24 protein-coding genes, 1 tRNA gene and 1 pseudogene are annotated in these 21,758 nt (G+C 67.7%); 8 read left to right on the forward strand and 18 right to left on the reverse strand.

Going from position 1 to position 21,758, the window contains the following annotated elements:
* The first annotated feature begins 9 nt into the window (after positions 1–9).
* Positions 10–85 (forward strand) — tRNA-Arg (locus tag BKA25_RS19400).
* A gap of 533 nt (positions 86–618) precedes the next feature.
* Here BKA25_RS19400 and BKA25_RS19405 read toward each other — a convergent pair.
* A complete protein-coding gene (locus BKA25_RS19405; protein WP_069847738.1) occupies positions 619–2,139 on the reverse strand; it encodes an alpha/beta hydrolase in 1,521 nt (506 codons plus the stop codon).
* A gap of 293 nt (positions 2,140–2,432) precedes the next feature.
* Here BKA25_RS19405 and BKA25_RS19410 point away from each other — a divergent pair, with 293 nt between their 5' ends.
* Positions 2,433–3,614, forward strand: a complete 1,182-nt coding sequence (locus tag BKA25_RS19410; protein ID WP_069847735.1) for a sensor histidine kinase — start codon at positions 2,433–2,435, stop codon at positions 3,612–3,614.
* The gene (locus tag BKA25_RS19415) at positions 3,615–4,292 is read left to right on the forward strand and encodes a response regulator (protein ID WP_069847734.1); all 678 of its coding nucleotides are present in this window, start codon (positions 3,615–3,617) and stop codon (positions 4,290–4,292) included.
* A gap of 77 nt (positions 4,293–4,369) precedes the next feature.
* Here the strand turns inward: BKA25_RS19415 and BKA25_RS19420 are convergent.
* A pseudogene (locus tag BKA25_RS19420) lies at positions 4,370–4,561 on the reverse strand (hypothetical protein); the annotation flags it as partial.
* A gap of 108 nt (positions 4,562–4,669) precedes the next feature.
* Positions 4,670–4,948, reverse strand: coding sequence for a hypothetical protein (locus BKA25_RS19425; RefSeq protein ID WP_069847730.1), 279 nt, complete (start codon positions 4,946–4,948; stop codon positions 4,670–4,672).
* Positions 4,949–5,028: 80 nt separating this feature from the next.
* Between BKA25_RS19425 and BKA25_RS19430 the strand changes: the two genes are divergently transcribed.
* Positions 5,029–5,208 (forward strand): hypothetical protein, encoded by a 180-nt coding sequence (locus tag BKA25_RS19430; protein ID WP_069847728.1) that lies wholly within the window; start codon positions 5,029–5,031, stop codon positions 5,206–5,208.
* Between the two features lie 143 nt (positions 5,209–5,351).
* Here the strand turns inward: BKA25_RS19430 and BKA25_RS19435 are convergent, their stop codons facing one another.
* From BKA25_RS19435 to BKA25_RS19450, 4 genes are read right to left on the reverse strand one after another with little or no spacing between them, the layout of a single operon-like run.
* Complete coding sequence (locus BKA25_RS19435) at positions 5,352–5,669, reverse strand: GNAT family N-acetyltransferase (RefSeq protein WP_069847726.1); 318 nt, start codon at positions 5,667–5,669, stop codon at positions 5,352–5,354.
* Positions 5,666–6,637, reverse strand: a complete 972-nt coding sequence (locus BKA25_RS19440) for a pirin family protein (protein WP_069847724.1) — start codon at positions 6,635–6,637, stop codon at positions 5,666–5,668. The genes BKA25_RS19435 and BKA25_RS19440 overlap by 4 nt, the downstream gene beginning before the upstream one ends.
* The gene (locus BKA25_RS19445) at positions 6,634–7,344 is read right to left on the reverse strand and encodes an NADPH-dependent F420 reductase (RefSeq protein ID WP_069847722.1); all 711 of its coding nucleotides are present in this window, start codon (positions 7,342–7,344) and stop codon (positions 6,634–6,636) included. The genes BKA25_RS19440 and BKA25_RS19445 overlap by 4 nt, the downstream gene beginning before the upstream one ends.
* Positions 7,341–8,378 carry an LLM class flavin-dependent oxidoreductase gene (locus tag BKA25_RS19450; RefSeq protein WP_069847720.1) on the reverse strand — a complete coding sequence of 346 codons (1,038 nt, stop codon included), beginning with the start codon at positions 8,376–8,378 and terminating at the stop codon, positions 7,341–7,343. The genes BKA25_RS19445 and BKA25_RS19450 overlap by 4 nt, the downstream gene beginning before the upstream one ends.
* Positions 8,379–8,565: 187 nt before the next feature.
* Here BKA25_RS19450 and BKA25_RS19455 point away from each other — a divergent pair, with 187 nt between their 5' ends.
* Positions 8,566–9,030 (forward strand): MarR family winged helix-turn-helix transcriptional regulator, encoded by a 465-nt coding sequence (locus BKA25_RS19455; protein ID WP_069847718.1) that lies wholly within the window; start codon positions 8,566–8,568, stop codon positions 9,028–9,030.
* 128 nt (positions 9,031–9,158) lie between these two features.
* Here the strand turns inward: BKA25_RS19455 and BKA25_RS19460 are convergent, their stop codons facing one another.
* Positions 9,159–10,874, reverse strand: coding sequence for an alpha/beta hydrolase (locus BKA25_RS19460; RefSeq protein WP_172803750.1), 1,716 nt, complete (start codon positions 10,872–10,874; stop codon positions 9,159–9,161).
* A 158-nt stretch (positions 10,875–11,032) separates the two neighbouring features.
* Here BKA25_RS19460 and BKA25_RS19465 point away from each other — a divergent pair, with 158 nt between their 5' ends.
* Complete coding sequence (locus BKA25_RS19465) at positions 11,033–11,701, forward strand: response regulator transcription factor (protein ID WP_069853402.1); 669 nt, start codon at positions 11,033–11,035, stop codon at positions 11,699–11,701.
* On the forward strand, positions 11,695–12,858 hold the full coding sequence (locus tag BKA25_RS19470; RefSeq protein WP_216637806.1) for a sensor histidine kinase: 1,164 nt from the start codon (positions 11,695–11,697) through the stop codon (positions 12,856–12,858). The genes BKA25_RS19465 and BKA25_RS19470 overlap by 7 nt, the downstream gene beginning before the upstream one ends.
* A gap of 21 nt (positions 12,859–12,879) precedes the next feature.
* Here the strand turns inward: BKA25_RS19470 and BKA25_RS19475 are convergent, their stop codons facing one another.
* The 4 genes from BKA25_RS19475 to BKA25_RS19490 form a co-directional block, all read right to left on the reverse strand.
* Complete coding sequence (locus BKA25_RS19475; protein ID WP_069847714.1) at positions 12,880–13,242, reverse strand: DUF4180 domain-containing protein; 363 nt, start codon at positions 13,240–13,242, stop codon at positions 12,880–12,882.
* Entirely contained in the window at positions 13,239–14,114 is an 876-nt protein-coding gene (locus tag BKA25_RS19480) for an alpha/beta fold hydrolase (RefSeq protein ID WP_069847712.1), read from the reverse strand. Before BKA25_RS19480 ends, BKA25_RS19475 begins: the two co-directional genes overlap by 4 nt.
* On the reverse strand, positions 14,111–14,608 hold the full coding sequence (locus tag BKA25_RS19485) for a helix-turn-helix domain-containing protein (protein ID WP_375791892.1): 498 nt from the start codon (positions 14,606–14,608) through the stop codon (positions 14,111–14,113). Before BKA25_RS19485 ends, BKA25_RS19480 begins: the two co-directional genes overlap by 4 nt.
* A gap of 63 nt (positions 14,609–14,671) precedes the next feature.
* Positions 14,672–15,445 (reverse strand): hypothetical protein, encoded by a 774-nt coding sequence (locus tag BKA25_RS19490; protein ID WP_069847709.1) that lies wholly within the window; start codon positions 15,443–15,445, stop codon positions 14,672–14,674.
* 257 nt (positions 15,446–15,702) lie between these two features.
* Here BKA25_RS19490 and BKA25_RS19495 point away from each other — a divergent pair, with 257 nt between their 5' ends.
* Entirely contained in the window at positions 15,703–16,728 is a 1,026-nt protein-coding gene (locus BKA25_RS19495; RefSeq protein WP_069847707.1) for an LLM class flavin-dependent oxidoreductase, read from the forward strand.
* 39 nt (positions 16,729–16,767) lie between these two features.
* On the opposite strand, the gene BKA25_RS19500 is transcribed toward BKA25_RS19495, so the two are convergent.
* From BKA25_RS19500 to BKA25_RS19525, 6 genes are read right to left on the reverse strand one after another with little or no spacing between them, the layout of a single operon-like run.
* The gene (locus tag BKA25_RS19500; protein WP_236750548.1) at positions 16,768–17,631 is read right to left on the reverse strand and encodes an ABC transporter permease; all 864 of its coding nucleotides are present in this window, start codon (positions 17,629–17,631) and stop codon (positions 16,768–16,770) included.
* 54 nt (positions 17,632–17,685) lie between these two features.
* Positions 17,686–18,621 (reverse strand): ATP-binding cassette domain-containing protein, encoded by a 936-nt coding sequence (locus tag BKA25_RS19505; protein ID WP_084643594.1) that lies wholly within the window; start codon positions 18,619–18,621, stop codon positions 17,686–17,688.
* Positions 18,622–18,653: 32 nt separating this feature from the next.
* Positions 18,654–19,196 carry a MauE/DoxX family redox-associated membrane protein gene (locus tag BKA25_RS19510; RefSeq protein WP_069847704.1) on the reverse strand — a complete coding sequence of 181 codons (543 nt, stop codon included), beginning with the start codon at positions 19,194–19,196 and terminating at the stop codon, positions 18,654–18,656.
* A 40-nt stretch (positions 19,197–19,236) separates the two neighbouring features.
* Entirely contained in the window at positions 19,237–19,650 is a 414-nt protein-coding gene (locus BKA25_RS19515) for a lasso peptide biosynthesis B2 protein (RefSeq protein WP_069847702.1), read from the reverse strand.
* Entirely contained in the window at positions 19,647–19,904 is a 258-nt protein-coding gene (locus BKA25_RS19520) for a lasso peptide biosynthesis PqqD family chaperone (protein ID WP_069847700.1), read from the reverse strand. The genes BKA25_RS19515 and BKA25_RS19520 overlap by 4 nt, the downstream gene beginning before the upstream one ends.
* Positions 19,901–21,727 carry an asparagine synthase-related protein gene (locus BKA25_RS19525; RefSeq protein WP_069847698.1) on the reverse strand — a complete coding sequence of 609 codons (1,827 nt, stop codon included), beginning with the start codon at positions 21,725–21,727 and terminating at the stop codon, positions 19,901–19,903. Before BKA25_RS19525 ends, BKA25_RS19520 begins: the two co-directional genes overlap by 4 nt.
* Positions 21,728–21,758: the final 31 nt, after the last annotated feature.

A 21,758-nucleotide genomic window follows, 5' to 3' on the forward strand; every position in this document is an offset into this window, starting at 1 on the left:
ACACAGAACGCCTCCGTAGCTCAGCGGATAGAGCGAGAGACTTCTAATCTCTTGGTCGCAGGTTCGAGTCCTGCCGGGGGCACCACCGAAAGCCTGCGGTGACCAGCCTGAACGTCGCCAATGGCCGGTCACCTTGCAGCACGACTGCGAAGAATCTGCGTAGCACGCCTAGCGTGGGTGCGAGCGCAGCCGCGGTCTAGGGCGCGTACTCGTCCATGGGGGCAGCAGCGGCACCTCGATGTGCAAACGGGGACAGCACGGCTCCCGCGAGGACCGCGATACCGAGCAGCACCATGAGTTCGAGCCCGTCCACCGCCTTTCCTCCTGCAGGCGCCGCCCGCGTACTCGGATGTCGACCACGTGCACGTCCGCAGCGCTGTCATTCGGCGGTGGCTCACCGCCGCATGCACCCGATTCGGAACCCGAACCTTCTACGTCGTCGACAGTGACGGATACCGCGACGTCATCCATGGCGTGGACGAGCTATGCCATCCGATCGGGTCGACCTGCCCGTCTAGTGGTGGGCGTGAGCCGTCTCGCAACAGCGTGTGTGAGGGGTGGGACGGCCATCGCCGTCCCACCCCTCACGGTGGTTCACCGCCTATCGCGGCTCGGTTCTCAGCCTGCCGCCTCGCAGGTCACGTCCTGCTCGGGCATCGTGCCGTCGACCAAGAAGCTCGTGGTGACGTTCAATGCGCAGGGGTTGGTACCGAGGACGTATCCGCCGTGCCCACTGCCGTCGATGCTCACCAGCCGGGAACGGTCGCCGAACTTCTCGTTGATCAGTTCGCCGCCACGCAGCGGGGTGACCGGGTCGCGCTGGTTCTGCACGACCAGAACGTTGGCCGGTCCGTCCGTGTTGATCTCCACCGGCGGCTCGAGCGGTTCCTGCCAGAAGGCACAGGGCGAGATGTTCGCGGAGGCGGCGCCGAAGAGCGGGTACTCCTCGCGGTCCTCGGCGACGGCCTGCTGGTAGGTCTCGACGTCCTCTGGCCATTCGACGTCGTTGCAGGTCACCGCGAGGAACACCGACCAGGTGTTGTCGGTGGGCGAGAGCTCGGAGTTGTCCGCCTCCGGGACGGACTCGACGGCCTGCCCGCCTGCGGCCTGGCCATCTGGGTCGAGCAACGACTGCCAGATTTGCGCCGTCTGGCCGTAGGACCGCTCGTTATACAGGGCTGCGAAGATGCTCAACCGGAAGAGGTGACCGTTGAGGCCTGCCTGCGGGGTCTCATCGAGTCGCTCGGCGATGCTGAAATAGTTGTCGCGCACCTCTTCCGGTGTGCTGCCCAGTCCGTAGCTGTCGTGCCGGGCTGCGGCCCACTCGGCGAAGTCCGGGAAGGTCTCCTCCATGCCGTGGGCGTACCGGCGCAGCCCTTCCTGGTCTAGGTGGGTGTCGCCGATGTTGCTGTCGAGCACCACCTTGTCGGTGGTCTCGGGGAACATCGAGGCGTATGCGGCTCCGAGCGCGCTTCCGTAGGAGTACCCCAGGAAGCTGCCCTTCTCCTCGCCGAGTGCGGCCCGGATGCGGTCCAGGTCACGAGCCATGTTCGCCGTCGAGATGTGCCGCAGCCGTCCCTCGGTGTCGTTCGCCGCACACTGTTCGGCAATGCCCTCGGCGACCTTTGCCTGTTCGGCCACCGCCGCTTCGTCGACCGCGTACGGCGGGATGGCGCCGTAGTACTCCTGATCGTTGGTGAAACCGCAGCTCACCGGCGCCGAATGCCCGACGCCCCGCAGGTCCATGCCGATCAGGTCGTAGCTGTTCAGGACGCTGGCGGGTACACCCTGACTGACCATGAAATTGGGCTGGTCCAGCCCGGTCCCGCCCGGCCCACCCGGGTTCAGCATCAACACGCCGCGCCGCTGGTCCGGGTTACCGCTGGCCAGCTTCGAGATCATGAGGTCGATCTGCTCGCCATCGGGATCGCTGTAGTCCAGTGGCACCGGCACCGTGGCGCACTGCAACTGTGCGAGGGGGTCCGAAACGTCCTCAGGACACGCGTCCCACTGCATCTCCTGCCCTGTGGCTTCCTCCTCGCTCTGCCCCGACGCGAGCGGCAGCACGGCCAGCGTTCCGGCGAGGCCGAGCACGGCCACCAGAACCGCACCACCGCCAACGGTCCATTTTCGGTCCATACGTTCACACTCCCCGACGAGAACTCGCAGCCGATCGTGTCGCCTGCTAAGAAGGCTGTGCTCGCCATTCCGACCATTTCGCAGGCCGGGACCGCCGCCCTCGTTCATCACGTTCTCGGTCTCTCGTGTCCGGTTGTCTACCGTGAACGAGTCTGTCCATTCGGCTCCGCAGCCACATCAGCCCGAGGACTCGAATCGTCTTCGACCTGAGACGAAGCGGCGGTTCGACTTTGGTCGAGGCGCCGAAGCCCCGGCTTGCCGCATCGCCAGGGCGGTGCCGCGATAATGACCGGGTGCACACGGACGTGGCGCCGAGCCTTCGCTGGTGGCAGCAGACATGGCGCTTGGTGGCGGCGGCGGCGGTGGGCATACCGTTCTGGCTGGCCAGCGGCGTGCAGCTGCCGCCCGGATGCGTGGCCGATACCTGTTCCCGATACGTCACCATCGATCCGCTGATAGCTCTCGGTTGTTTGACCGCGTTGCTGTGGCGGCGACGGTTCCCGTTTACCGTCGCCCTAGCGGTCGCGATCGCGTCGCCCGTATCGGCACTCGCCACCGGCGCCGGATTGCTGGCGTTGTCCTCGATCTCCACTCGTCGCCGTCCGGTCGAAATCGGGGTTGTCGGGCTGGCCTATGTGACCGCGTCGCAATTCGCCGGGGATCTCTACGCAGTTCAGCTCGCTGCCCCGGTGTGGATGCAGTTGGCTATCCCGCTTTTGAGCGCTGGCATCGCGGTGGCCATCGGCATGGCCGTCGGCGCACGACGCGTCGAGGTGCGGTCCCTACGCGACCGGGCGGAAAGCGCGGAACGGGAACAGTCCGCCCGAGCGGCGCAGGCACGAGCCCTGGAACGGAATCGGATCGCCCGCGAGATGCACGACGTGCTCGCGCACCGGATCTCGCTGGTCGCCATGCAGGCCGGTGTGCTGGACCACCGCAGGGAGCTCACCACCGAGGAGAACGGCGTGCTGATTCGCGGCATCGCCGACGGCGCCCACCAATCGTTGGAGGAACTGCGAGACGTCCTCGGTGTGCTCCGCGCGGACCCAGACCGTCCGGAACCACCACAACCGTCCCTCGACGGCATTCCCGAACTCGTGGCCGATGCCCGGGCGTCCGGACTGGACGTCACACTCAGCACCACGGTGACCGAGAACCCATCCGACGTCGTCGGCCGAACCTGTTACCGGATCGTCCAGGAGGGGCTGACCAACGCCGCCAAGCACGCCCCCGGCGCACGCGTGCACATCGTCATCGAAGGAACGGCAGGTGCGGGCCTCCACGTCAGCGTCCGCAATGCGCCGACGACCATGACCACCACCCCGCTGCCGACATCGGGGTTCGGTCTGCTCGGTCTCGCCGAACGGGTCAGTCTCGCGGGCGGAGAACTCGACCATCACCCGACGCTGGACAACGGATATCTCCTCAGCGCGCGACTACCCTGGCCAAGCCACCACCACGAGAAAAGAGCATGAGTGGATAGCGAACCAGTACCGGTGCGTGTCGTCATCGTCGACGACGATCAGCTGGTGCGGATGGCACTGCGGCTCATCATCGACGGTGAGCCGGATCTGACCGTCGTCGGAGAGGCGGCCGATGGGGACGCCGCGCTCGTCGTGGTGGCCGAGCAGCGACCGGACGTCGTGTTGATGGACGTGCGGATGCCCGGCCGGGACGGATTGAGTACGGCCCGAGAGGTTCTCACCCGGCCCGCGCCGCCACGGGTTCTCATGCTGACCACTTTCGATTCCGATGATCTTGTGCTCGGCGCACTGCGAGCCGGAGCACTCGGATTCATCCTCAAGGACACCCCGCCGTCGCAGATCGCCGACGCGGTGCGCACCGTCGCGGCAGGCAATCCGATGCTGTCCCCGGTGGCCACGGCCCGGGTGATCGCTGCGGCCACCGGGCCGGATTCCGCGCAGGCGCGCAGCTCGTCCCGCGATGCCGCGCGGAAACGGCTGGCCGCATTGACCGAACGAGAACTCGATACCGCACGGGCCATCGCGGACGGGCTGGGTAATCCGGAGATCGCCAAGCGTCTGCACATCAGCATCGCAACGGTCAAAGCGCACACCGGCAACCTCTTCGCCAAACTGGCACTCGAGAATCGGGTACAGATCGCGCTGCTGGTCCGCGACGCGGAGCAATGACCGACTCCGGGCCGACCGAGCAACACCGACGTCCGGCCCACCCGGAATGGGTGAGCCGAACGGCAGGACGGTCAGCTCTAGTCGGTCCGGCTTTCGGTGGTGTGCTGGACGCGTGCTTCCCTGGATTCCGCAGAGCTCGCGTCCGGTGCTTCGGCACCGTCTGCGGGCACCTCGGGCCGGGGCTGATCCGCGCAATCGGACTCGGCGGCGGGCAACTCGCCGTTGATCAGATAATCGTCGACCTTCGCGGTGACGCACTCGTTCATGCCGTATAACCCGTGCCAACCGTGTCGCGGACCAGATCAGCGGATTATCGAGCTACTCGGCCATCGCCGGACCACCCTCATACTGGGTCGCGGGGTCGCCATCGCCCTGGATCACCAGGCCGACGGGGTAACCGTCGCGCTCCAGCTCCACGAGATCCTCGATCGCGTCGAAGCTGCGGAACGTGCAGTTGGTCGGTGCGGCACCTCGGCGACGACATCCCGGTTCGGCCGTGTCATCGTGCCCATGCCCAGGAAGCGATCGACGGCGTCCCCGTCGGCGTTGGTCGGCCGGTGGTCGTACCAGTCCTCGGGCCGTTCGATGCCCAGTTCCACGGGCTCGATGGTCAGCTGGGCGGTGAGGGCCTCGGTGCTCTCCAACACCTCGTCCATCGTGGCGCCCAGGTGGTAGGTGTCATCGCGTTCGGCGACCCAGCCCGCCCACTGCTCGACGTTGAATCGGACCCGGCGTCTTGGGCGAGCTGCTGCGCACCAGCGGCGACGCGATCCGCGACCAGGTCACCAACTCCGTGGTCGCCCGCGCGGACGCCACCGAGCTAGTGGTGGGCCAGGTCGCCGATCCCGTCCTGGTTGGCGGGGTGGAACTGGCGTTCGAGCCCTCCCTCGGCCAGCCGCAGGACCTCTCGCACTGACCGAGAAGCACCGTCGGCGGCGCAACGCCGGTGATCCCGGGTCCGTTCCCGCTGGGGTCGCCCTCAGGCGTGGCGTGCGACCGGTTCTGCCGAAGTGCGATCCGTTTCGTTCCCGACCGACCGACCCGACGGGCAGGTCCCGGTTATCGGTTCGCTTCCAGCCACGCCAGGACGGCGCGGTCCACGGGATCGGTGATGTCGGCGAATCCGTCGTGCTTGGCGAGGTAGCGAGCCACCGCCGGACATACCGCGACGATGCGTTTGCCTTCCTCACGAGTGCGGGTGAGGGCCTGTTCGATGAGCACGGTGCTCAAGCCCCTGCCCCGGAATGCCTCGGTGACCACGGTATGGAAGAAGACCCGTTGTGCGTCCCGGTCACGGAACTCGGCGAACGCGGCTGGCTCGCCGTCGATCCTCATCTCGTAGCGGTTGTCGGCTCGTTCGACGGCGGGGGATGTCATCTGCGACTCCGAGGGTTGATTCGAGCGTTGGGCAGGGAAGGCGCGGGCAGGCGTTGCGGCGTGCCGGTGTAGCCGTCGACACGGCCGAACTGCTCGGATTCGCTCTGCCATGCCTCGCGGAAGGCGACGATCTCATCGTGACTGCGGCCGACGAAGTTCCACCACATCACGATGTCCTCGTCGAACGGGGCGCCGCCGAGTAGCAGCACCCGAGCCGGCTGATCGCCGGGGTTGGCCAGCTCCAGAGTCGCTGTGCCGGGCGCGAGATAGCCGAGCTCCGCCCGATCCAGACCGGTGCCGCCGAGCACGACAGTCCCGGTGTCGGCGAGGACACCGTGTTCGAAAGCGGGGTCGACGGCGAGCGTGATGCTGGTGTGCGCTTCGAGGACGATCTCCGCACCGAGCAACGGGCTGAAGGTCGGAACCGGGGACGTCTCGCCTGCAAGGCTACCCAGGAACACTCGGGCGGTGGCACCGCCGATGTCGATCGGGGCCGGTGTGTGGTGCTGGAAATCGCGTGCCGTGTGGCGGTGCGCGTCGGGTAGGGCGATCCAGAGCTGCACGCCGTGCAGGGTCGTGGCGCCTGCGGTGGACACCTCGGAGTGGCAGATGCCGTGTCCGCCCGTCATCAGGTTCAGCCTGCCGGGCCGCACGATCGCGTGAGTGCCGAGACTGTCGCGGTGCTCGACCTCCCCGGCGAACAGCCAGGTCGCGGTCTGCAAGCCGGTGTGCGGGTGTGGGGGCACGTCCATGGCCCCGGCACGATCGACGGCGGTGGGTCCGAAGTGGTCGACGAAACACCATGCGCCGATCAGCGATCGTTTGCGCTGCGGCAGCGTGCGCAGGACCGCCATCGCTCGTGGCCCACCGAGCGGCACCTCCCGTGCGGACAGGACCTCGACCTCGCCGGAGCCGGCTACGCCGCTTGGACAGGTGACTTCGGCGGGTGCTGTTTCCAAGTTGCTCATGTGGCGGTTCCTCGGGGGATGTCGTCGGACCCGGCCGAGCGGGCTCGCGCAACGGTACGGCCGTGCGGGGAGTCGGGGAAACGTTCGAGCATGGCGCGGACCTCGTCGGAGTCGACGTTGGCACCGAACAACTCGGCGCCGGGCTCGAAGCGGACCCCCTCGGCGAGCGGACCCGCGACGACGGGGTCGAAACCGAACGCATCGACGAGCCGGGCGACGACGGTGACGGCGTCGGCGTCATCGCCCGCGATCGCGAGCGCCTTACGCCCGGGCACGGTCGCGGGGCGGGCTTCCTCGGCGAGGTCGTGGTACCCCATGTGGTTGAACGCCTTGACCACCCGGGCTTCCGACAGGAAGGTCTGCACGATCTCGCTGGAGGAGGTGCGCGGGTCGGTGAGGTCGTCGCGAATGCCGTCGGTCTCCCACCAGTAGTTCATCGCGTCGACCACCAGCTTGCCGCGCAGCGCGTCGACCGGAATGGTGCGGTGCTTGCCCAGCGGTAGCGCGAGGACGACGATGTCGGCCTGCTCGACCGCCTCGACGGCGGTCACGGCCGTCGCGCCGGGGGTGACCACCTCGACGATGAGCGCGATCCTCGCCGGATCACCGGAGCCGGCGATGAGGACGCGGTGCCCTGCGGCGACGGCGAGCCGGGCGAGCACGGTGCCGACCTTGCCCGCGCCCAGGATCGCGATGGTGGGGTTCATGTCGTCTCGGCGAGGATGTCGCGGACCATGGGGATGACCTTGGTGCCGTAGAGCTCGACGGCCCGGAGTCGAGCACTCATCGGCTGCGATCCGGTGGCGTAGACCAGATCGAACCGGCCGACGTCGAGTGTGCGAACGGTGCGGGCGATCTTGCGGGCGACGGTCTCCGGAGAGCCGACGTACAGCGAGCCCTGGTCGAGATCGGCCTCGTACTCCTCCCGGCGCAGCGGCGGCCAGCCACGCAGGGCGCCGATGCGGTCGCGCATGATCTTGTAGCGGGGATAGTGGATCTCTTTGGCCTGTTCGTCGGTGTCGGCGATGAAGCCGGGCGAGTGCACGCCGATCGGCCATGCGGGGGTGGCGAGCTGGTCGGTGGCCCGGTGGTAGAGCTCGATGAGCGGGATGAACCGATCGGGCGGGCCGCCGATGATGGCGAGCATGAGCGGCAGACCGTGGCCGGCGGTACGGACGATCGACTGCGGCGAACCACCCACCCCGACCCAGGTCGTCAGGCGTCCGGATTCGGTCTTGGGGTACACATCGGCGTTCTCGAGCGGGGCCCGCACGCTGCCGGTCCACGTGACCGGCTTCTCGTCCAGGAGTCGAACGAACAGGTCGAGTTTCTCCTCGAAGAGCACCTCGTAGTCGGCGAGGTCGTAGCCGAACAGGGGGAACGACTCGGTGAACGAGCCGCGCCCGAGGATCACCTCGGCGCGCCCCGAGGAGATCGCGTCGAGCGTGGCGAAGCGCTGGAAGACCCGCACGGGATCGTCGGAGCTCAACACGGTGACACCGGAGCCGAGGCGGAGCCGGGAGGTACGGGCGGCGATGCCTGCGAGCACGGTCTCGGGGGTGGATATCGCGTAGTCGGGTCGGTGGTGCTCGCCGAGTGCGATGGCGTCGACGCCGATCTCGTCGGCGAGGGTTGCCTCGGCGACAACCTGGCGGATCGCCTCGGCGTGGGAGACGAGGGCGCCGGAATCGTCTTCGGGCACGTCACCGAAGTTGTCGAGGCCGAACACGAGGTCGCTCATCGGGTTACTCCTGGATTCTTCGGTTTCGCATGTCGATCGGATGAGCGGGCACGGGACGAGGGGGCCTCGCCGCTGGGAACTGCGAGGCCAGCGGAGTGTTCTGACCGCAGGCTCGCGGTTTTGTTGACACGTCTACATCTACCGGAGTTTCGATGACGCGTCAACAAAGGCTGTTAGGGTGGCACGTATGGGGGATGCTCGCTGGCTCGACGAGCGGGAGGCACATGCGTGGCGCGGGGTGATCGGCGTGCTGCATCGGCTGACCGCGGTGTTGGATCGTCAACTCGTCCAGGACGCCGGACTCTCGGCAGCGGAATACACCCTGTTGGTGCCGCTGTCGGAGGCACCGGACGGACTGTTGCGGGCACGTGACCTCGGTCGGACGGTCGGCTGGGAACGCAGTCGGATCTCCCACCAGATCACCCGAATGGAGAAGCGCGGCCTGGTTGTCCGCGAGGAGTGCAACGAGGACGCACGCGGATCGATGGTTCGGCTCACCGCTGCGGGCCGCGCCGCTATCACCGCCGCCGCTCCCGCACACGTCGCCGCCGTCCGGCAGCACTTCTTCAGCGCGCTCACCGAGAACGAACTCGACGTACTCGGCCCCGCACTCGAACGGGTCCTCGCCCGACTCCCCGACAACGACGGATGACCGGGCCGACGCCCTGAGCCCGGGTAACGGCCTCGACGCCCGGCTCGATACGGCCGAGCAGACACCGACGTCCGGCCCGCCTGTAGGGGGCAGAGCCGGACGTCGGTGTTCGTCGATCTCAGCGTGGCTTACCGCAGGCTGGTCTGGTGCTCGATGGCCGCCCGCACCCGGGCCTCCTTGGTCTCCTCGGACTTCGGGTCCGGTTCCTCGGCACCGTCCGCAGGGACCTCGGGGCGGGGCTGGTCCGCGCAATCGGACTCAGCGGCAGGCAGCTCGCCGTTGATCAGGTAGTCGTCGACCTTCTCGGTCACGCACTCGTTCATACCGTAGAACCCGTGTCCGCCGGTGTCGCGGACGGAGATCAGCGGATTGTCGAGCTGTTCGGCCATCGCGGGCCCGCCCTCGTACTGGGTGGCGGGGTCGCCATCGCCCTGGATCACCAGTCCGGTGGGGTAACCGTCGCGCTCCAGCTCCACGAGATCCTCGATCGGGTCGAAGCTGCGGAACGTGCAGTTGGTCGGTGCGGCACCGATGACGCCCGCGCCGTTGAAGTCCGCGTAGGGGTACTGCTCGCGGTAATGCCGCATGTCCTCGTAGTAGGTCTCGACGTCGGCGGGCCAGTCGGCCTCACAGGTGACCGTGTCGTAGACACCCGGGTCGATCTTGCGGGTGTCGTCGGCGGACAACAGCCCGATAACGGTGCCGGTGTCGGCGGACAGCTCGGTACCGCCTTCGGCCGCCTGCCGCAGCTCCACGATCACCTCGGCGACGACGTCCCAGGTCGGCCGGGTCATCGCGCCCATGCCCAGGAAGCGGTCGATCGCGGTTCCGTCGGCCTCGGTCGGCCAGTAGTTGTACCAGTCCTCCGGCCGTTCGATACCCAGTTCAACCGGCTCGACGGCCAGCGCAGCGGTGAGCGCCTCGGTGGTCTCCAGTACCTCCGCCATCGTGGTGCCCAGGTGATAGGTGTCGTCGCGTTCGGCGACCCAGCCCGCCCACTGCTCGACGTTGAACCGGACGCCCACAGCCTGTTGTTTGAATTGCTCCCGCCACAACCAGTCGGGGTGGATAGAGGAGTCCAATACGCTGCGGTTCAGGTGCTCCGGGAAGAGGCTGCCGTAGACCGCGCCGAGGTACGTCCCGTAGGAGTACCCGAGATAGTTGATCTTCTCCTCGTCCAGCACTGCCCGCATGACGTCCATGTCCCGTGCCGTGTTGGCGGTGTTGATGAACGGTCGGATATCACCGCTCTCCCGTTCGCAGGCGGCTTCCTTCTCCTGCGCGTACTCGGTGAAGGCAGCGAACTGCTCGTCGGTCGGGCGGGTGACCCTGGGCGGGAGATCCGTCACCCGTTCACAGAAGAGTCGGTCCGCGTAGCTCACGCCTCGGGGGTTGAAGCCGATCAGATCGAAATGCGCGGCGACCTCGAACTCGCGGGCTCCCAGCGGCATCGACAACCCGCCTCCGCCGGGCCCACCGGGATTGAACAGCAGCACGCCTTTTCGACTGTCCGGATCGGTCGCCTTGATTCTACTGAGGTCGAGTTCGAGGGTGTCACCATCGGGGTTCTGGTAATCCAACGGAACGCTCACCGTGGTGCATTCCATGTATTTCCATTGACCCTTCCAAGGGTCGACGATGATGCTGTCCTCGTGTTCCTCCTCGGGAAGCGGCGGCGGAGGCTCCTCGCATTGCTGCCAATCGGCCTCCTGGTTGTAGAACTCGTCCAACTCGGTGGCCGCCGCGACCGGGGTGGCCACCGTACCTAACCCGAGGGTTACTCCGACCACGAGACCCATGCCGGAAATGGCACCACGCCGGCCTCGGCTGGTTCTGATCGCCATTCGTGTTCCTCCGTTCTGAGCAGTGCAGCGCACAACGTAGGGACCGCGATGTTTCACCGGCATTTCACCCTGAAATGGGCCGGATAGTGCTTATGTCGTCACAACATCCACCGCATTACCGTCCCATGAGGTAGCCATATCCAGGAGCGGAGATGACGATGCGCGTGCTGGTCGCGGAGGACGAGAAGACCCTTGCCGAATATGTCGCGATGGGGTTGCGCGACCAATCGATATCGGTTGATCTGGCCTTCGACGGCGACACCGCGCTCGATAAACTCACGACCGGCGCTTACGACGTCGTGGTGTTGGACCGGGATCTCCCCGGCACCCATGGCGATGACATCTGCCGGTATCTCATCGAGAACGACGGCCGGACTCGTGTGTTGATGCTCACTGCGATGGCCGACGTCGGCGACCGGATCGCCGGTCTTCGACTCGGTGCCGACGATTATCTCGGCAAGCCCTTCGACTTCGACGAACTCGTCGCCCGGCTCGACGCACTCGGCCGCAGAGCAGGGCCCGCCGTGCCGCCGATGCTGCGTTGGCACGGCATCGTCCTCGACTCGTCTCGGCGCTCGGTCACTCGCAATGGCAGGCCTATCGCCCTGTCCCGCAAGGAGTTCGGATTGCTGTCCGTGCTCATGGCCGCCGCCGGGCGGATCGTCAGCGCCGAGGAGCTACTACGGGTGGTGTGGGACGAGCACGCTGATCCCTTCACCAATGCGGTGCGGGTCACCATGTGTCGATTGCGGGCCAAGATCGGCGCGGTCGGCGCCATCGAGACGGTGCCCGGCGCCGGATATCGGATGGGTGGCAGCGGGTGCTGAGCAGGCTCACCCTGCGATGGCGGCTCACCCTGCTGAACACCGCGCTGTTCCTGGTCGTCACGGCAGTGGTGCTCACCATGGTCTATTTCCAGAATCGCCTCATCATCATGCGCATCGGGGCACCCGATGCCGAGGACCGCCCGATATCGGCTGTTCACGGGGAAACCGGTCGCTCCCCCGAGGATGTGACCGAGCTGGCCGATGGGATCGCGATCCAGCGCAACGAGGCGTTGGCAAACCTGCTCGGGCAATGGTTCCTCGCGCTGATCGCGATGACCGCGCTCGCGGGTCTGTTGGCGTGGTGGGCCATCGGGCGGGTGCTCCGGCGGGTCCACCGGATGACCTCGCAGGCACGGCGGCTGTCCATGGCGAACCTGCATGAGCGGCTCGCGCTGACGGGTCCGGATGACGAGATCAAGGAACTCTCCGACACCTTCGACGCGCTGCTCGCCCGTTTGGAGAACTCGTTCGCCGCCCGGGCCCGATTCATCGCCAATGCATCGCACGAACTGCGCACCCCGCTCGCGGTGGCCCGGACGATGCTGCAGGTCGGGCTTTCCACCAGGGATCCGGGCCGGATCGACCGGGTCCGCGAGGATCTACTGCGGAACAACGACCGGTGCATCGCGTTGATCAACGGGCTGCTGACATTGGCCAGGGGAGAACACGATCAGCATCGGCGGGAGCCCGTGGAACTCGCCGCCGTGGTCGACGAGGTGACCGACGAACTGGGCGCCGGTGTCCCCGCCGACGGGCCCCGACTCCATGTCGACCTTCCCGAACGATGTGTCGTGCTGGGCGAGCCGGTGCTACTCGCCCAGCTGGTCCACAATCTCGTCGCCAATGCCCTGCGGTACAACATCATGGGCGGCGAGGTGCGGGTGGAACTCGACTCACAGGGTGTTCTGAGGATCGCCAACACCGGGCCGCCGATCGACGCCGACGAGGTCGATCGGCTGTTCGAGCCCTTCTATCGCGGTGCGGTTCGCGCCGGGCAGGCCGATGGCGCCGGGCTGGGCCTGTCGATCGTGCACACCATCGCCCAGTCCTGTGGCGGCCGGGTCACCGCACGGCCACGGCACGGCGGTGGTCTGGTCGTGGAGGTCCGTATCCCATCGGCCAGGACGGCCGCCGACGCCCGGCTGGTTCCGATCTGATCCGGCCGCGCGAGATCTGATTCACCGGTCCGGCTGCAGTCGTCGACGGAGTTCGTCGCGGTCGGCCACGAACCAGATATGCCGCCCTCGATTGGCCTCTCGGACGTAACCCGCGAAGGCCGAGCTCCGCTCGATGTGCTCGGACACGTCGCCGAGGATGGCCAGCCGGAAGCCGTAATTCACCAGCTTCTGGGTGAAATCACCGGCCAATCTGGTCTCCAGACGGAAGAAGCCGTCGACGAACCGCTGCACCGGGATGACGACCAGTTCCGGCTTGAGCTCCCAGAGTTCGCCGATGAGGTCGGTCGCATCGCGTTCGGTTCCGATCGCGACGCCCTCGGCGTCGAGGGTGTAGGCCCGGACACCCCAGGCGGTGTCGATCACGATGCCTCCCTTGGCTCGGAATGCAACAGAAAGTCGAGTTCGATTCGCCCTTGGTCGCCGATGAGATGTCCGGTGTTCGGCAGCACACGGACGGTGGCGTGTGGCACGTTGCGCGCGAGTCGACGCTGGGTCTGCGCGGAATCCACCATGACGTCCGCACTGCCTACCAGAACGTGCATCGGCATGGTGAGGCTGCGCAAGGACGAATCGTCGAACACCGGCAGCGAATCGCTCCGAAACCGGTAGTTCGCCGAGATCAACAGAATCTGTTCGATGACGGCGTCCGCGTGCTCCGGATCCATGGTCGCGAGGACCGGGCCGAGGGTCCTGGCCACGTTGCGACGTCTGCCGCGCTCGCCGAGCGAGTTCGATACCAGTGCGGAGAACAGGAAGCCCGGGCGTTGTCTGCCGATGCCGATCGGGCAGGACAGGGCCAGCCGGGTGACCCGATCCGGATGCCGAGTGGCGTAATCCAGCGCCAGCCAGCCGCCGAGTGAGATCGCCATGATCGACGTCTGCGCGATGCCAAGCGAGTGGAGGACGGCGTCGAGCCACTCGGTATACCGGCTCGACTTCCAAGGCGGCCGAGCCGGTGCGCTGAACCCCGGCTCGCCGATCACGTCGACCGCGTACACCCTGAAATGCGCGGCGAGTTCGGCGATGCGACCCATCCACTGGGTGCTGTTGCTCCCGGATCCATGCAGCAGAAGCAGCGGCGGCGCAACCTCCGGACCTGCGGAGATAACGAAGGTAGCCCCTTCGGGGGTCGGCACGTGCTGTCGTTCATGGGGAATCGGCCAGTGCTCCAGTGTTGCCGCATACTTCTCCCGTAGCAGTCGGGCTCCCGCCTCGGAGCGGTAGATCGCGTTCATTCGTCGCCCTCCTCGACCAGCGCACTGATGAGTCCCAGCAGATGCGCATTGGTCGTCAGGCTGCCGAGCATGACGACCTTCAGTCGGGCTCGACGGGCGTCGTGCACCGTGTCGATGCGCAGGTGGTCGTCGCCCGGACGACGGTGGGCGGTCGCGGCGCTCAACAGCGTGGTGATCCGGTCGGCCATGGCGCGGTCGATGGCGTCGATCTCGACGATGCTCGACACGGCGGCATGCCGCTCCCCCGCCGACGGCGGCGTTTCGTCGCGGAGCTCCGGGGCCGTGCCGAGGAACTCCGCGAGATCGGCGCCGGTGATGCGGTACTGCTTGCCGATGCGGACCGCGGGCAGTCTGCCGTCGCGGATGTAGTTGCGCACGGTCCGCACGTGCAGTCCCAGCCGGGCGGCGACCTCGTCCGCTGTGAGCAGCTCCTCGGACATGCGAACTACCGTATCACTCCCTAAACTTCCCTCTCCTGCCCTATTAGAGGTGATGAAGCGACCTGTTGCACCCCGTTATGCCCTGCGTTGGACTGCCGCAGTGACGAAGCGCCGGGGTCAATCGGTGGGATAGGGGAAGCTGCGGAAGGACCGGTCCAGCTCCGCCGGGGAGCGCGGCAACCAGCTGCCCGCCAAGCCTCGAACGGTCTCGCGGGGCAGCGGCGGGTTGATCGCATTGGAATCGGGCAGGGCCAGCGATTGCAGAGCCCAGGCGTATCCGATCAATGGATCGAGGCGGGCCCACCGAGCCCGATCGATGTCGAGCATCATCATCGCGCGCAGGAAGATGTGCCAGAGGTGGTAGCTCATCGTCTCCTCGCCATCCATCATGTGCACCTGCGGTCCTACCCCGGCCCGGCGAGGGTCGAACAGGATGCCCTGGCCGAAAGACCCGAAGGCCGTCACCAAGCGGGGGTCGTTCGGCAGGTAGTAGAGATCGAGGATCTCCAGCTGCACCCGGGAGAATGCCTGCAGCGCAGCACGGATCGGGGTGACGAACTCGGTGAACTCGGTCTCGTAGTCCGGCGTGCCGCTCAACCGACTCCAAGTGTCGAAGAGCAACTGCATGAAGCCGTCACCGAAGACCTCGTAAAGCTCCGCATACGCCTGTTCGACCTCGGGAGTCCGATTGAACAGGGTGACCTCGTCCAGGTGATACCACATCTCGTTGGCGCGCCGATCGCCTCGCATTCCTGGCACGGGCGGGAAATCGCCATCGAGTTGCGCCTGCGGCTGCGCATACGATCGACCTGCGGTGAGTCCCGTGAGTGCGGCGGCCCCCAACGCGGTCACCGATTGCAGCAGTAGTCGCCGATCCAGCTGGTGTGTCATCGCGTCAATTCCCCTGTTCGCGTTCCGCCGCGCTGTTCTGGGACAGCGCCTTGTGTCGCGGGTGGAATACGACGCTAACCAGCAGATCTTGCCCGTGGCTTGTTCGACGCTTGCCCGGCGTGTCCCGGAAACGTCCAGGCAGCGTGACTGAAGCAGGAAACCGGCAAGTCTGCGGCAAGAAACGCGCAAGCAGGCCGCCGTAGCGTTGCGGAGTTCTCTGGTATCCGGCCCCAACCGCTCCCGGCGAAAGGGAATTCATGGCTTCGGCGTCCGTACCGCTGTCCGTACTCGATCTCGCTCCGATCGGCGCCGGTTCGACGGCGGCCGATGCGTTACGCGGCAGCGTCCGGCTGGCTCGGGAGGCCGAGCAGCTCGGTTATGACCGCTATTGGTTCGCCGAGCATCATGATGTCGCCAGCGTTGCCAGCTGCTCCCCCTCGGTACTGGTCGCCGCCGTCGCCGCGGTCACCGAGCGGATCCGCGTGGGTTCCGGCGGTGTGATGCTGCCCAATCACCAGCCATTGGTGGTCGCCGAACAATTCGGCACCCTCGAAGCGCTGCATCCGCAACGGATCGATCTGGGGGTGGGCCGGGCCCCCGCCGCCGATCAGGCGGTCGCGGCGGCGTTGCGCTGCACCGATGCGGCCGAGTTCCCCGGGCAGCTCGGTGAGCTGGTCCGCTTCTTCGGTGCGCCCCAGCAGAACCAGGGGGCAGGTACCCCGGTGTCGGCCATTCCCGCCGTCGGACACCGACCGGAGTTGTGGCTGCTCGGGGTCGGTCCCCGCAGCGCCCAGCTGGCCGGGATGCTCGGGCTGTCCTTCGCCTACGCGCACCACATCGCTCCGGAGAACGTCGGCTCGACATTGGCGGCATACCGATCGGCGTTCCGCCCCAGTGGGCTGTCCTCCGTCCCGCACACGATGATCGCGGTGGGCGCGGTGTGCGCGGAATCGGATGCCCAGGCGCAACGACTGGCCGCACCTGCCGCGCTGTTGTACGTCCGGCTCCGCACCGGCGACCGGCATCGACCGCTGCCCTCGATCAGCGAGGCGGCCGAGTACTCCTACACCGACCAGGAACGCGCGCTGGTGGCCAAACAGACTGCGGGCCGGTTCGTCGGTACTCCCGAGGCCGTTCGGGCCGGTATCGATCGGGTCGTCGCCGAATCGGGCGCCGACGAGGTGATGGTCACGACGCAGGTCGCCGGCTTCGAGGACCGCCGTCGGTCCTACGCGTTGCTCGCCGAGGCCTACGCGCTGGACCGGGCCGCCGTCGCGGTGTGAGAACACCGTGGGCGGATTCGAGCTCCCGCCGCTGCGCCGCTAGATCGGGCGGCGGAATGCTCGGACGGCGAACACCCCGGCCACGCCACCGACCAGCAGGCTCATCCCGATGGCGGTGATCACCGCAGCGCCCACCGGCTGGCCGAGCACCAGCGCGCGGGCCGCGTCGATGCCGTAGGACATCGGGTTGACCTCGGCGACGGCCCGCAGCCAGCCGGGCAGGCCCGCCAGGGGCATGAAGGCGGTGGAGCAGAACATCAGCGGGAACATCAGCAGGGTCGCGGCGCCCTGCATCAACTCGGCCTCGCGGATCCTGCAGGCCGCCGCGATGAAGATCCAACCGAGGCCGGTGCCGACGATCAGGGCCAACGCCCAGGCTGCGAGCGTCCCGGTCACCCCACCCGGCGGGCGGAAACCGAGCAGGGCCGTGGCCAACACCAGGATCAGCAGTAACTGGATGGCACTGCGCACCAGATCGGCGAAGCTGCGCGCCAGCAGGATCGAACCGGGCCAGACCGGTAGGCAGCGCAGCCGCGCGACGATCCCCGAGGTCATGTCGCTCGTCAAGGCGAACGCGCTGCTCACCGCAGCCTGCAGGGTGGTGTTGATCAGGATCGCGGGTACCAGGAAGTCGATGTAGGCGGTGCCCGCCGGAAAGCCGGGAGTCTGCGCGACGCTACCGAAGATCTGGCTGAAGACCACCAGCATGAGCAAGGGGGCCAACAGGTTGGTCAGGATCAACCTCGGATCGCGCAGCACCGCACGCAACGACCGTCCGGTGAGGACGAGCACCTGATCCGGCAGCGTCGTTCCCCGCCGTTCCCGCGCGGCAGGCGGGTCGACGACGGCGGCCGTCGCCTCCCGCATCGCCGATCCGACACGTCCCTGCGGGTCCACGGCCATCAAGCCGGCCTCCTGTTCTGCGTCGCGCCGACCGTGTCGGTCCGAGCCGACCCGCTAGCGGGCATCGGCAACGGCGTTGTCCATGACGAAGAGATAGACCTCGTCCAGGCCCGGCTCGGTGATCCCGAGCTCGGCCGCCTCGATGCCCACCTCGTCCAGCGCACGGACCACCGAGGTGATCTCCCGGGACTGTCCGACCGCGATGGTCAACTCGGTGTCCCGACTATCGGACCGCACCGGTTGCAGCCCTGCCCGGCGCAGCGCCGGTACGGCCGAGGACACCTCGTCGCGGGCGAGCCGCACGGTGACGGCCCGCCTGCCCACCCGGGCCTTGAGTTCCGTCGGGGTTCCGGACAGGACGACGCGGCCGCCGGAGAGCAGCGTGATCGAGTCGGCCAGCCGGTCGGCTTCCTCCAGGTGCTGGGTGGTGAGCAGGGCGGTGCTGCCCTGCCGCACCATCTCCCGCACGGTCTGCCAGAGGTCCAGCCTGCTCGTCGGGTCCATTCCAGTCGTCGGCTCGTCGAGAATGATGACCTCCGGGTGGCCGACCAGACCGATCGCGAGATCGAGCCTGCGCCGCATCCCGCCCGAGTAGGTCTTGGCCAGCCGGTGGGCCACGGCGGTGAGCCCGAACAACTCCAGGAGTTCGTCGGCCCGCCGCCGCGCATCGCGGCGCGACGCACCGAGCAGTCTGCCGACCAGTACCAGGTTGTCCCGGCCCGTGATGCGTTCGTCGAGCGCGGCGAACTGGCCGGTCAGCCCGATCCGGCTACGCACCTGCGAGGCCTGCCGCACCACGTCGTACCCGGCGACCCGGACCGTTCCCGAACTCGGCCGGGCCAGGGTTCCGACGATGTTGACCAGCGTCGTCTTGCCCGCGCCGTTGTGCCCGAGCAGACCGAGCACCGTCCCTCTCGGCACCGCCACATCGACATCGGTCAGTGCGGCCACCTCGCCGAACCGCTTCCCGAGGCCGATGGCCTCGATCATCAGGTCCGGCGAGCCGGTTCGCGGGGCGCCGGTCACGCCTCGACCTGCGGAGCCAGCCGACCGAGCACCACGCGTACCAGCGCGTCGTAATAGCGAATGAAGAACGCCGCACCCGCCAGACCGACGAGCGCCGCCACCGCGGCGTAGCCGAGGTCCCCGATCGGTTCACCCGGGCTCAAGACGAGTCCGATCACGGCGACAGCAATGATCAACAGATTGCGCAGGATCATCGCGCTGGTCATCACCGAGCCACGGCCGAAGCAGCGGCACTCGACCAGCACACCCGCCTGAATGGCCCTGGCCACCACGCCGATGAACAACACCAGCAGCCCGATCGCCAGGGTGAACCCCCAACCGGTGGTGCCAGGCAACACCAGCAGGGCCACCGTCGCCGCCTCGCCGAGGACGATGAACGCGGCGATGCCCGTCACCACGGGTTCGGGGAATCTCGTCAGCTGCCGCACCGTCGCCGCGAACTGCCGGAAGGCCGTCGCACCCGCGATCTTGCCGATGAATGCGACGCCGAAGACGACGGCGATCAGGAATCGATCCGCCAGCAGCACGTAACTCGTCATGGATCCGGTGTCCTCTCCTCGCGGATGACCGCCGCCCTGATCAGCGACAACGCACGGCCAGCATGGTCCGATAGCCTGCGACGTCGTCGCGTTCACCGATCGGAACGCCGTCGACCTCGACCCAGGCATGGGCGCGGAACGGCTCGATGCAGACACCGGTGCACCAGTCCGCCCAACGACCGCCGAGCCGGGCCAGCAGCACCGTGGCGACCGACCGTTGCAGACAGCCCTGGCCCGCACAGCGCACGCTCACCGCCACCACCGCATTCCTGGCCATCGTGATCTGCCGGGCGCTGGCGGGTCGGGCACCACGTCGCAACACTTCGAGGACCCGTCGGAGCCTGCGGGGTGAGAGGCGGATCAACAGCCAGGACGCCGCCACAGCGACCCGGGCGGCTGCTCGACGTCGCATGCCGACGTCGACCGATGGTTCGAGCATCACCGGCATCGTCATCGGGTGACCACCTTCGCAGCACGCAACGCCTCGATGATGGCTTCGACATCCGATGCCACTCGATCCGCGGCGGCGGGATGCCGCTCGCTCAACGTCTCGACGATCTCGGCGACCTGGGCGCCCGCCAACAGTCGACGCAACACCATCGCCCCGGTCGCGTTGAGCTGCCAGTAGCGGCCGCCTTTCTCGTCCAGCAGCACCATCGAGTCGCCGACGTCGGTCAGCGACACGTCCGGCGCGAGAGTGAAGGTCATCGTGCTCCTCCTGTCAGGACAGCGGTGGGCGCGAACGCGGCCACCGACCGCAGCCACACCTCGCAGGCCAAGGTCGCGACCACCAGACTCAACCCTGCGGACGAGGTGTGTTGACCAAGTAGCGTCGTGCGGAACCGGTCGGCGTCGACGAGGCCGCGCTGGGCCAGGAGCATGTCGTCGCAGAGTTCGGCCAGTTCTCCTCGGCAGGACCGCAGCCCGGCGTACACATCGGCGCTGTACTCGGATTTGGTGCCGCGCCCCAGTACCTCGGTGGGCACCGTGCCCCGCATCGACTCCACCAGCACCGGCTTGTACCGGTGCGGCGAGGCGGAATCGGCGAAGCGGATCGATAGCGCCGCCTCGACCACCTGGTCGTCGACGAAGGGCGCCTGCCAGTCGACGCCGTGCCGCGCGGTGAGCCTGCCGACCCGGCGAATCGACTCGCCGCACTTGCGGATGTCCTGGATGGTGGCGTGTTGCGCGCGAATCGGGCTCAGCGGCTCGGGGGTCTTCGCGGCGGCATCGGCCAGTAGCTCCCGGACCGAGTCGACGCCTGTCCGAGTCACCCACGGCGGGGTGCGGAACTGGCCCCACCACCCGAAGTTCGGCGTCCGATTGACCCCCCGGACCGAGTCGGTCAGGGTCGCTGCGGAACCGGCGAGCCAGCCGGGGAAGCTCTGGTCGGCCGCGATCCCACGCAGGGTGTCGGGCAGGGCCCACCGATAGATCGAGCGGAATCCGCGCAGGTATTTGATGGCTGTCCATGGTTGGCTGCGCAGCAGGGCGTGCAGCTGCAGTGGAGTAGGGAAGAACAGCTCGTCGCCGCCGTGCCCGGTCAGGTGCATCGTGGAGCCGAGTTCGGCCAGCCGCCCGGCCTGGAACGCGAGGCGTTCGCGGGTCCGGATCCAGGCGAAGGGCGCCTCGATGTCGGGATCGCCGGCCAGCAGGCCCGCGAAGTTCATCGGGATGCCCTGGCGTTCGAGCACGATGTGCGCGGCGTTGGGAATCGAGGCGGCGGCGCGCTGGGCCCAGTTCTGGTCCTCGTCGTCCACATTCGTCGCCTGCCAACGGGTGGTGACGAATCGATCGACCTGTCCGGCGGCGAGGAAGGCGAGGCTGGTGGAGTCCATTCCGCCGGAGAGATCGGTGCTCAACGGCCGTTCGGTCGCGACGCGGGCGGCAACCGCGTCGTGCAAGGCGGCGCGCACCCGCTCGGCGCCCTCGGTGAGCGGCACCTCGGGAGCCGGGGGTCGCCACCAGCGCACCTCTCGGCCGGAGCCGTCCCGATCCAGCTCGAGTCGGTGCCCTGCGGACAGCGCTTCGACCCGGCGCCATGGGTTGTAGTCGCTCAGCGGCCAGGGTGCATAGGGCGAGATCAGCTGCAGGGCGAGGAATTCCTCGTTGAGGCAGGCCCCGGACAGCGCCGCGAGGCTCTGCGGCCGGTCGGCGGCCACCACCACACCCGCGATCCTGGTGTGGAAGATCTGCCGTGCCGTCGACAGAGTGCCCAGCGCCCCGACCCGGCCGTTCATCGAGGCGACCAGGTGATAACTGCCTGGCAGCGCGCTGCGGATGCGATCCAGTTCGCCGAGGTCGCGGATCCGTCCCAGCCGGGCGGCGAGGTCCTCGGCCGTAGTCGCGGCGATTCCCAGGGCCACGATTCGGTGCCTGCCCGCCGAGGCCGCGACGATCTCGCCCGGCGACCAGCGTCCGACGATCCACGGCCTGCCCGACGGGTGCTCGACCACCGTTGTTCCGGCTCCGCCGATCGATTCCGCGACGGAGGTGCCCTGTGGACAGTCCGGCAGGATCACAAACTCCACTTCTGCTCCCGTTCTCGGGGATCGATGACCG

It is taken from the genome of Actinoalloteichus hymeniacidonis, from assembly GCF_014203365.1.
In the GTDB taxonomy this organism is placed as follows: domain Bacteria; phylum Actinomycetota; class Actinomycetes; order Mycobacteriales; family Pseudonocardiaceae; genus Actinoalloteichus_A; species Actinoalloteichus_A hymeniacidonis.

What these genes read in the sequence shown, in the direction of transcription:
- BKA25_RS19405 (WP_069847738.1), bottom strand. Translation starts at nt 2,139, where the DNA reads ATGGACCGAAAATGGACCGTTGGCGGTGGTGCGGTTCTGGTGGCCGTG.
- BKA25_RS19425 (WP_069847730.1), bottom strand. Translation starts at nt 4,948, where the DNA reads ATGGACGAGGTGTTGGAGAGCACCGAGGCCCTCACCGCCCAGCTGACC.
- BKA25_RS19435 (WP_069847726.1), bottom strand. Translation starts at nt 5,669, where the DNA reads ATGACATCCCCCGCCGTCGAACGAGCCGACAACCGCTACGAGATGAGG.
- BKA25_RS19440 (WP_069847724.1), bottom strand. Translation starts at nt 6,637, where the DNA reads ATGAGCAACTTGGAAACAGCACCCGCCGAAGTCACCTGTCCAAGCGGC.
- BKA25_RS19445 (WP_069847722.1), bottom strand. Translation starts at nt 7,344, where the DNA reads ATGAACCCCACCATCGCGATCCTGGGCGCGGGCAAGGTCGGCACCGTG.
- BKA25_RS19450 (WP_069847720.1), bottom strand. Translation starts at nt 8,378, where the DNA reads ATGAGCGACCTCGTGTTCGGCCTCGACAACTTCGGTGACGTGCCCGAA.
- BKA25_RS19455 (WP_069847718.1), top strand. Translation starts at nt 8,566, where the DNA reads ATGGGGGATGCTCGCTGGCTCGACGAGCGGGAGGCACATGCGTGGCGC.
- BKA25_RS19460 (WP_172803750.1), bottom strand. Translation starts at nt 10,874, where the DNA reads ATGGCGATCAGAACCAGCCGAGGCCGGCGTGGTGCCATTTCCGGCATG.
- BKA25_RS19465 (WP_069853402.1), top strand. Translation starts at nt 11,033, where the DNA reads ATGCGCGTGCTGGTCGCGGAGGACGAGAAGACCCTTGCCGAATATGTC.
- BKA25_RS19480 (WP_069847712.1), bottom strand. Translation starts at nt 14,114, where the DNA reads ATGAACGCGATCTACCGCTCCGAGGCGGGAGCCCGACTGCTACGGGAG.
- BKA25_RS19490 (WP_069847709.1), bottom strand. Translation starts at nt 15,445, where the DNA reads ATGACACACCAGCTGGATCGGCGACTACTGCTGCAATCGGTGACCGCG.
- BKA25_RS19495 (WP_069847707.1), top strand. Translation starts at nt 15,703, where the DNA reads ATGGCTTCGGCGTCCGTACCGCTGTCCGTACTCGATCTCGCTCCGATC.
- BKA25_RS19500 (WP_236750548.1), bottom strand. Translation starts at nt 17,631, where the DNA reads ATGGCCGTGGACCCGCAGGGACGTGTCGGATCGGCGATGCGGGAGGCG.
- BKA25_RS19505 (WP_084643594.1), bottom strand. Translation starts at nt 18,621, where the DNA reads ATGATCGAGGCCATCGGCCTCGGGAAGCGGTTCGGCGAGGTGGCCGCA.
- BKA25_RS19510 (WP_069847704.1), bottom strand. Translation starts at nt 19,196, where the DNA reads ATGACGAGTTACGTGCTGCTGGCGGATCGATTCCTGATCGCCGTCGTC.
- BKA25_RS19515 (WP_069847702.1), bottom strand. Translation starts at nt 19,650, where the DNA reads ATGACGATGCCGGTGATGCTCGAACCATCGGTCGACGTCGGCATGCGA.
- BKA25_RS19520 (WP_069847700.1), bottom strand. Translation starts at nt 19,904, where the DNA reads ATGACCTTCACTCTCGCGCCGGACGTGTCGCTGACCGACGTCGGCGAC.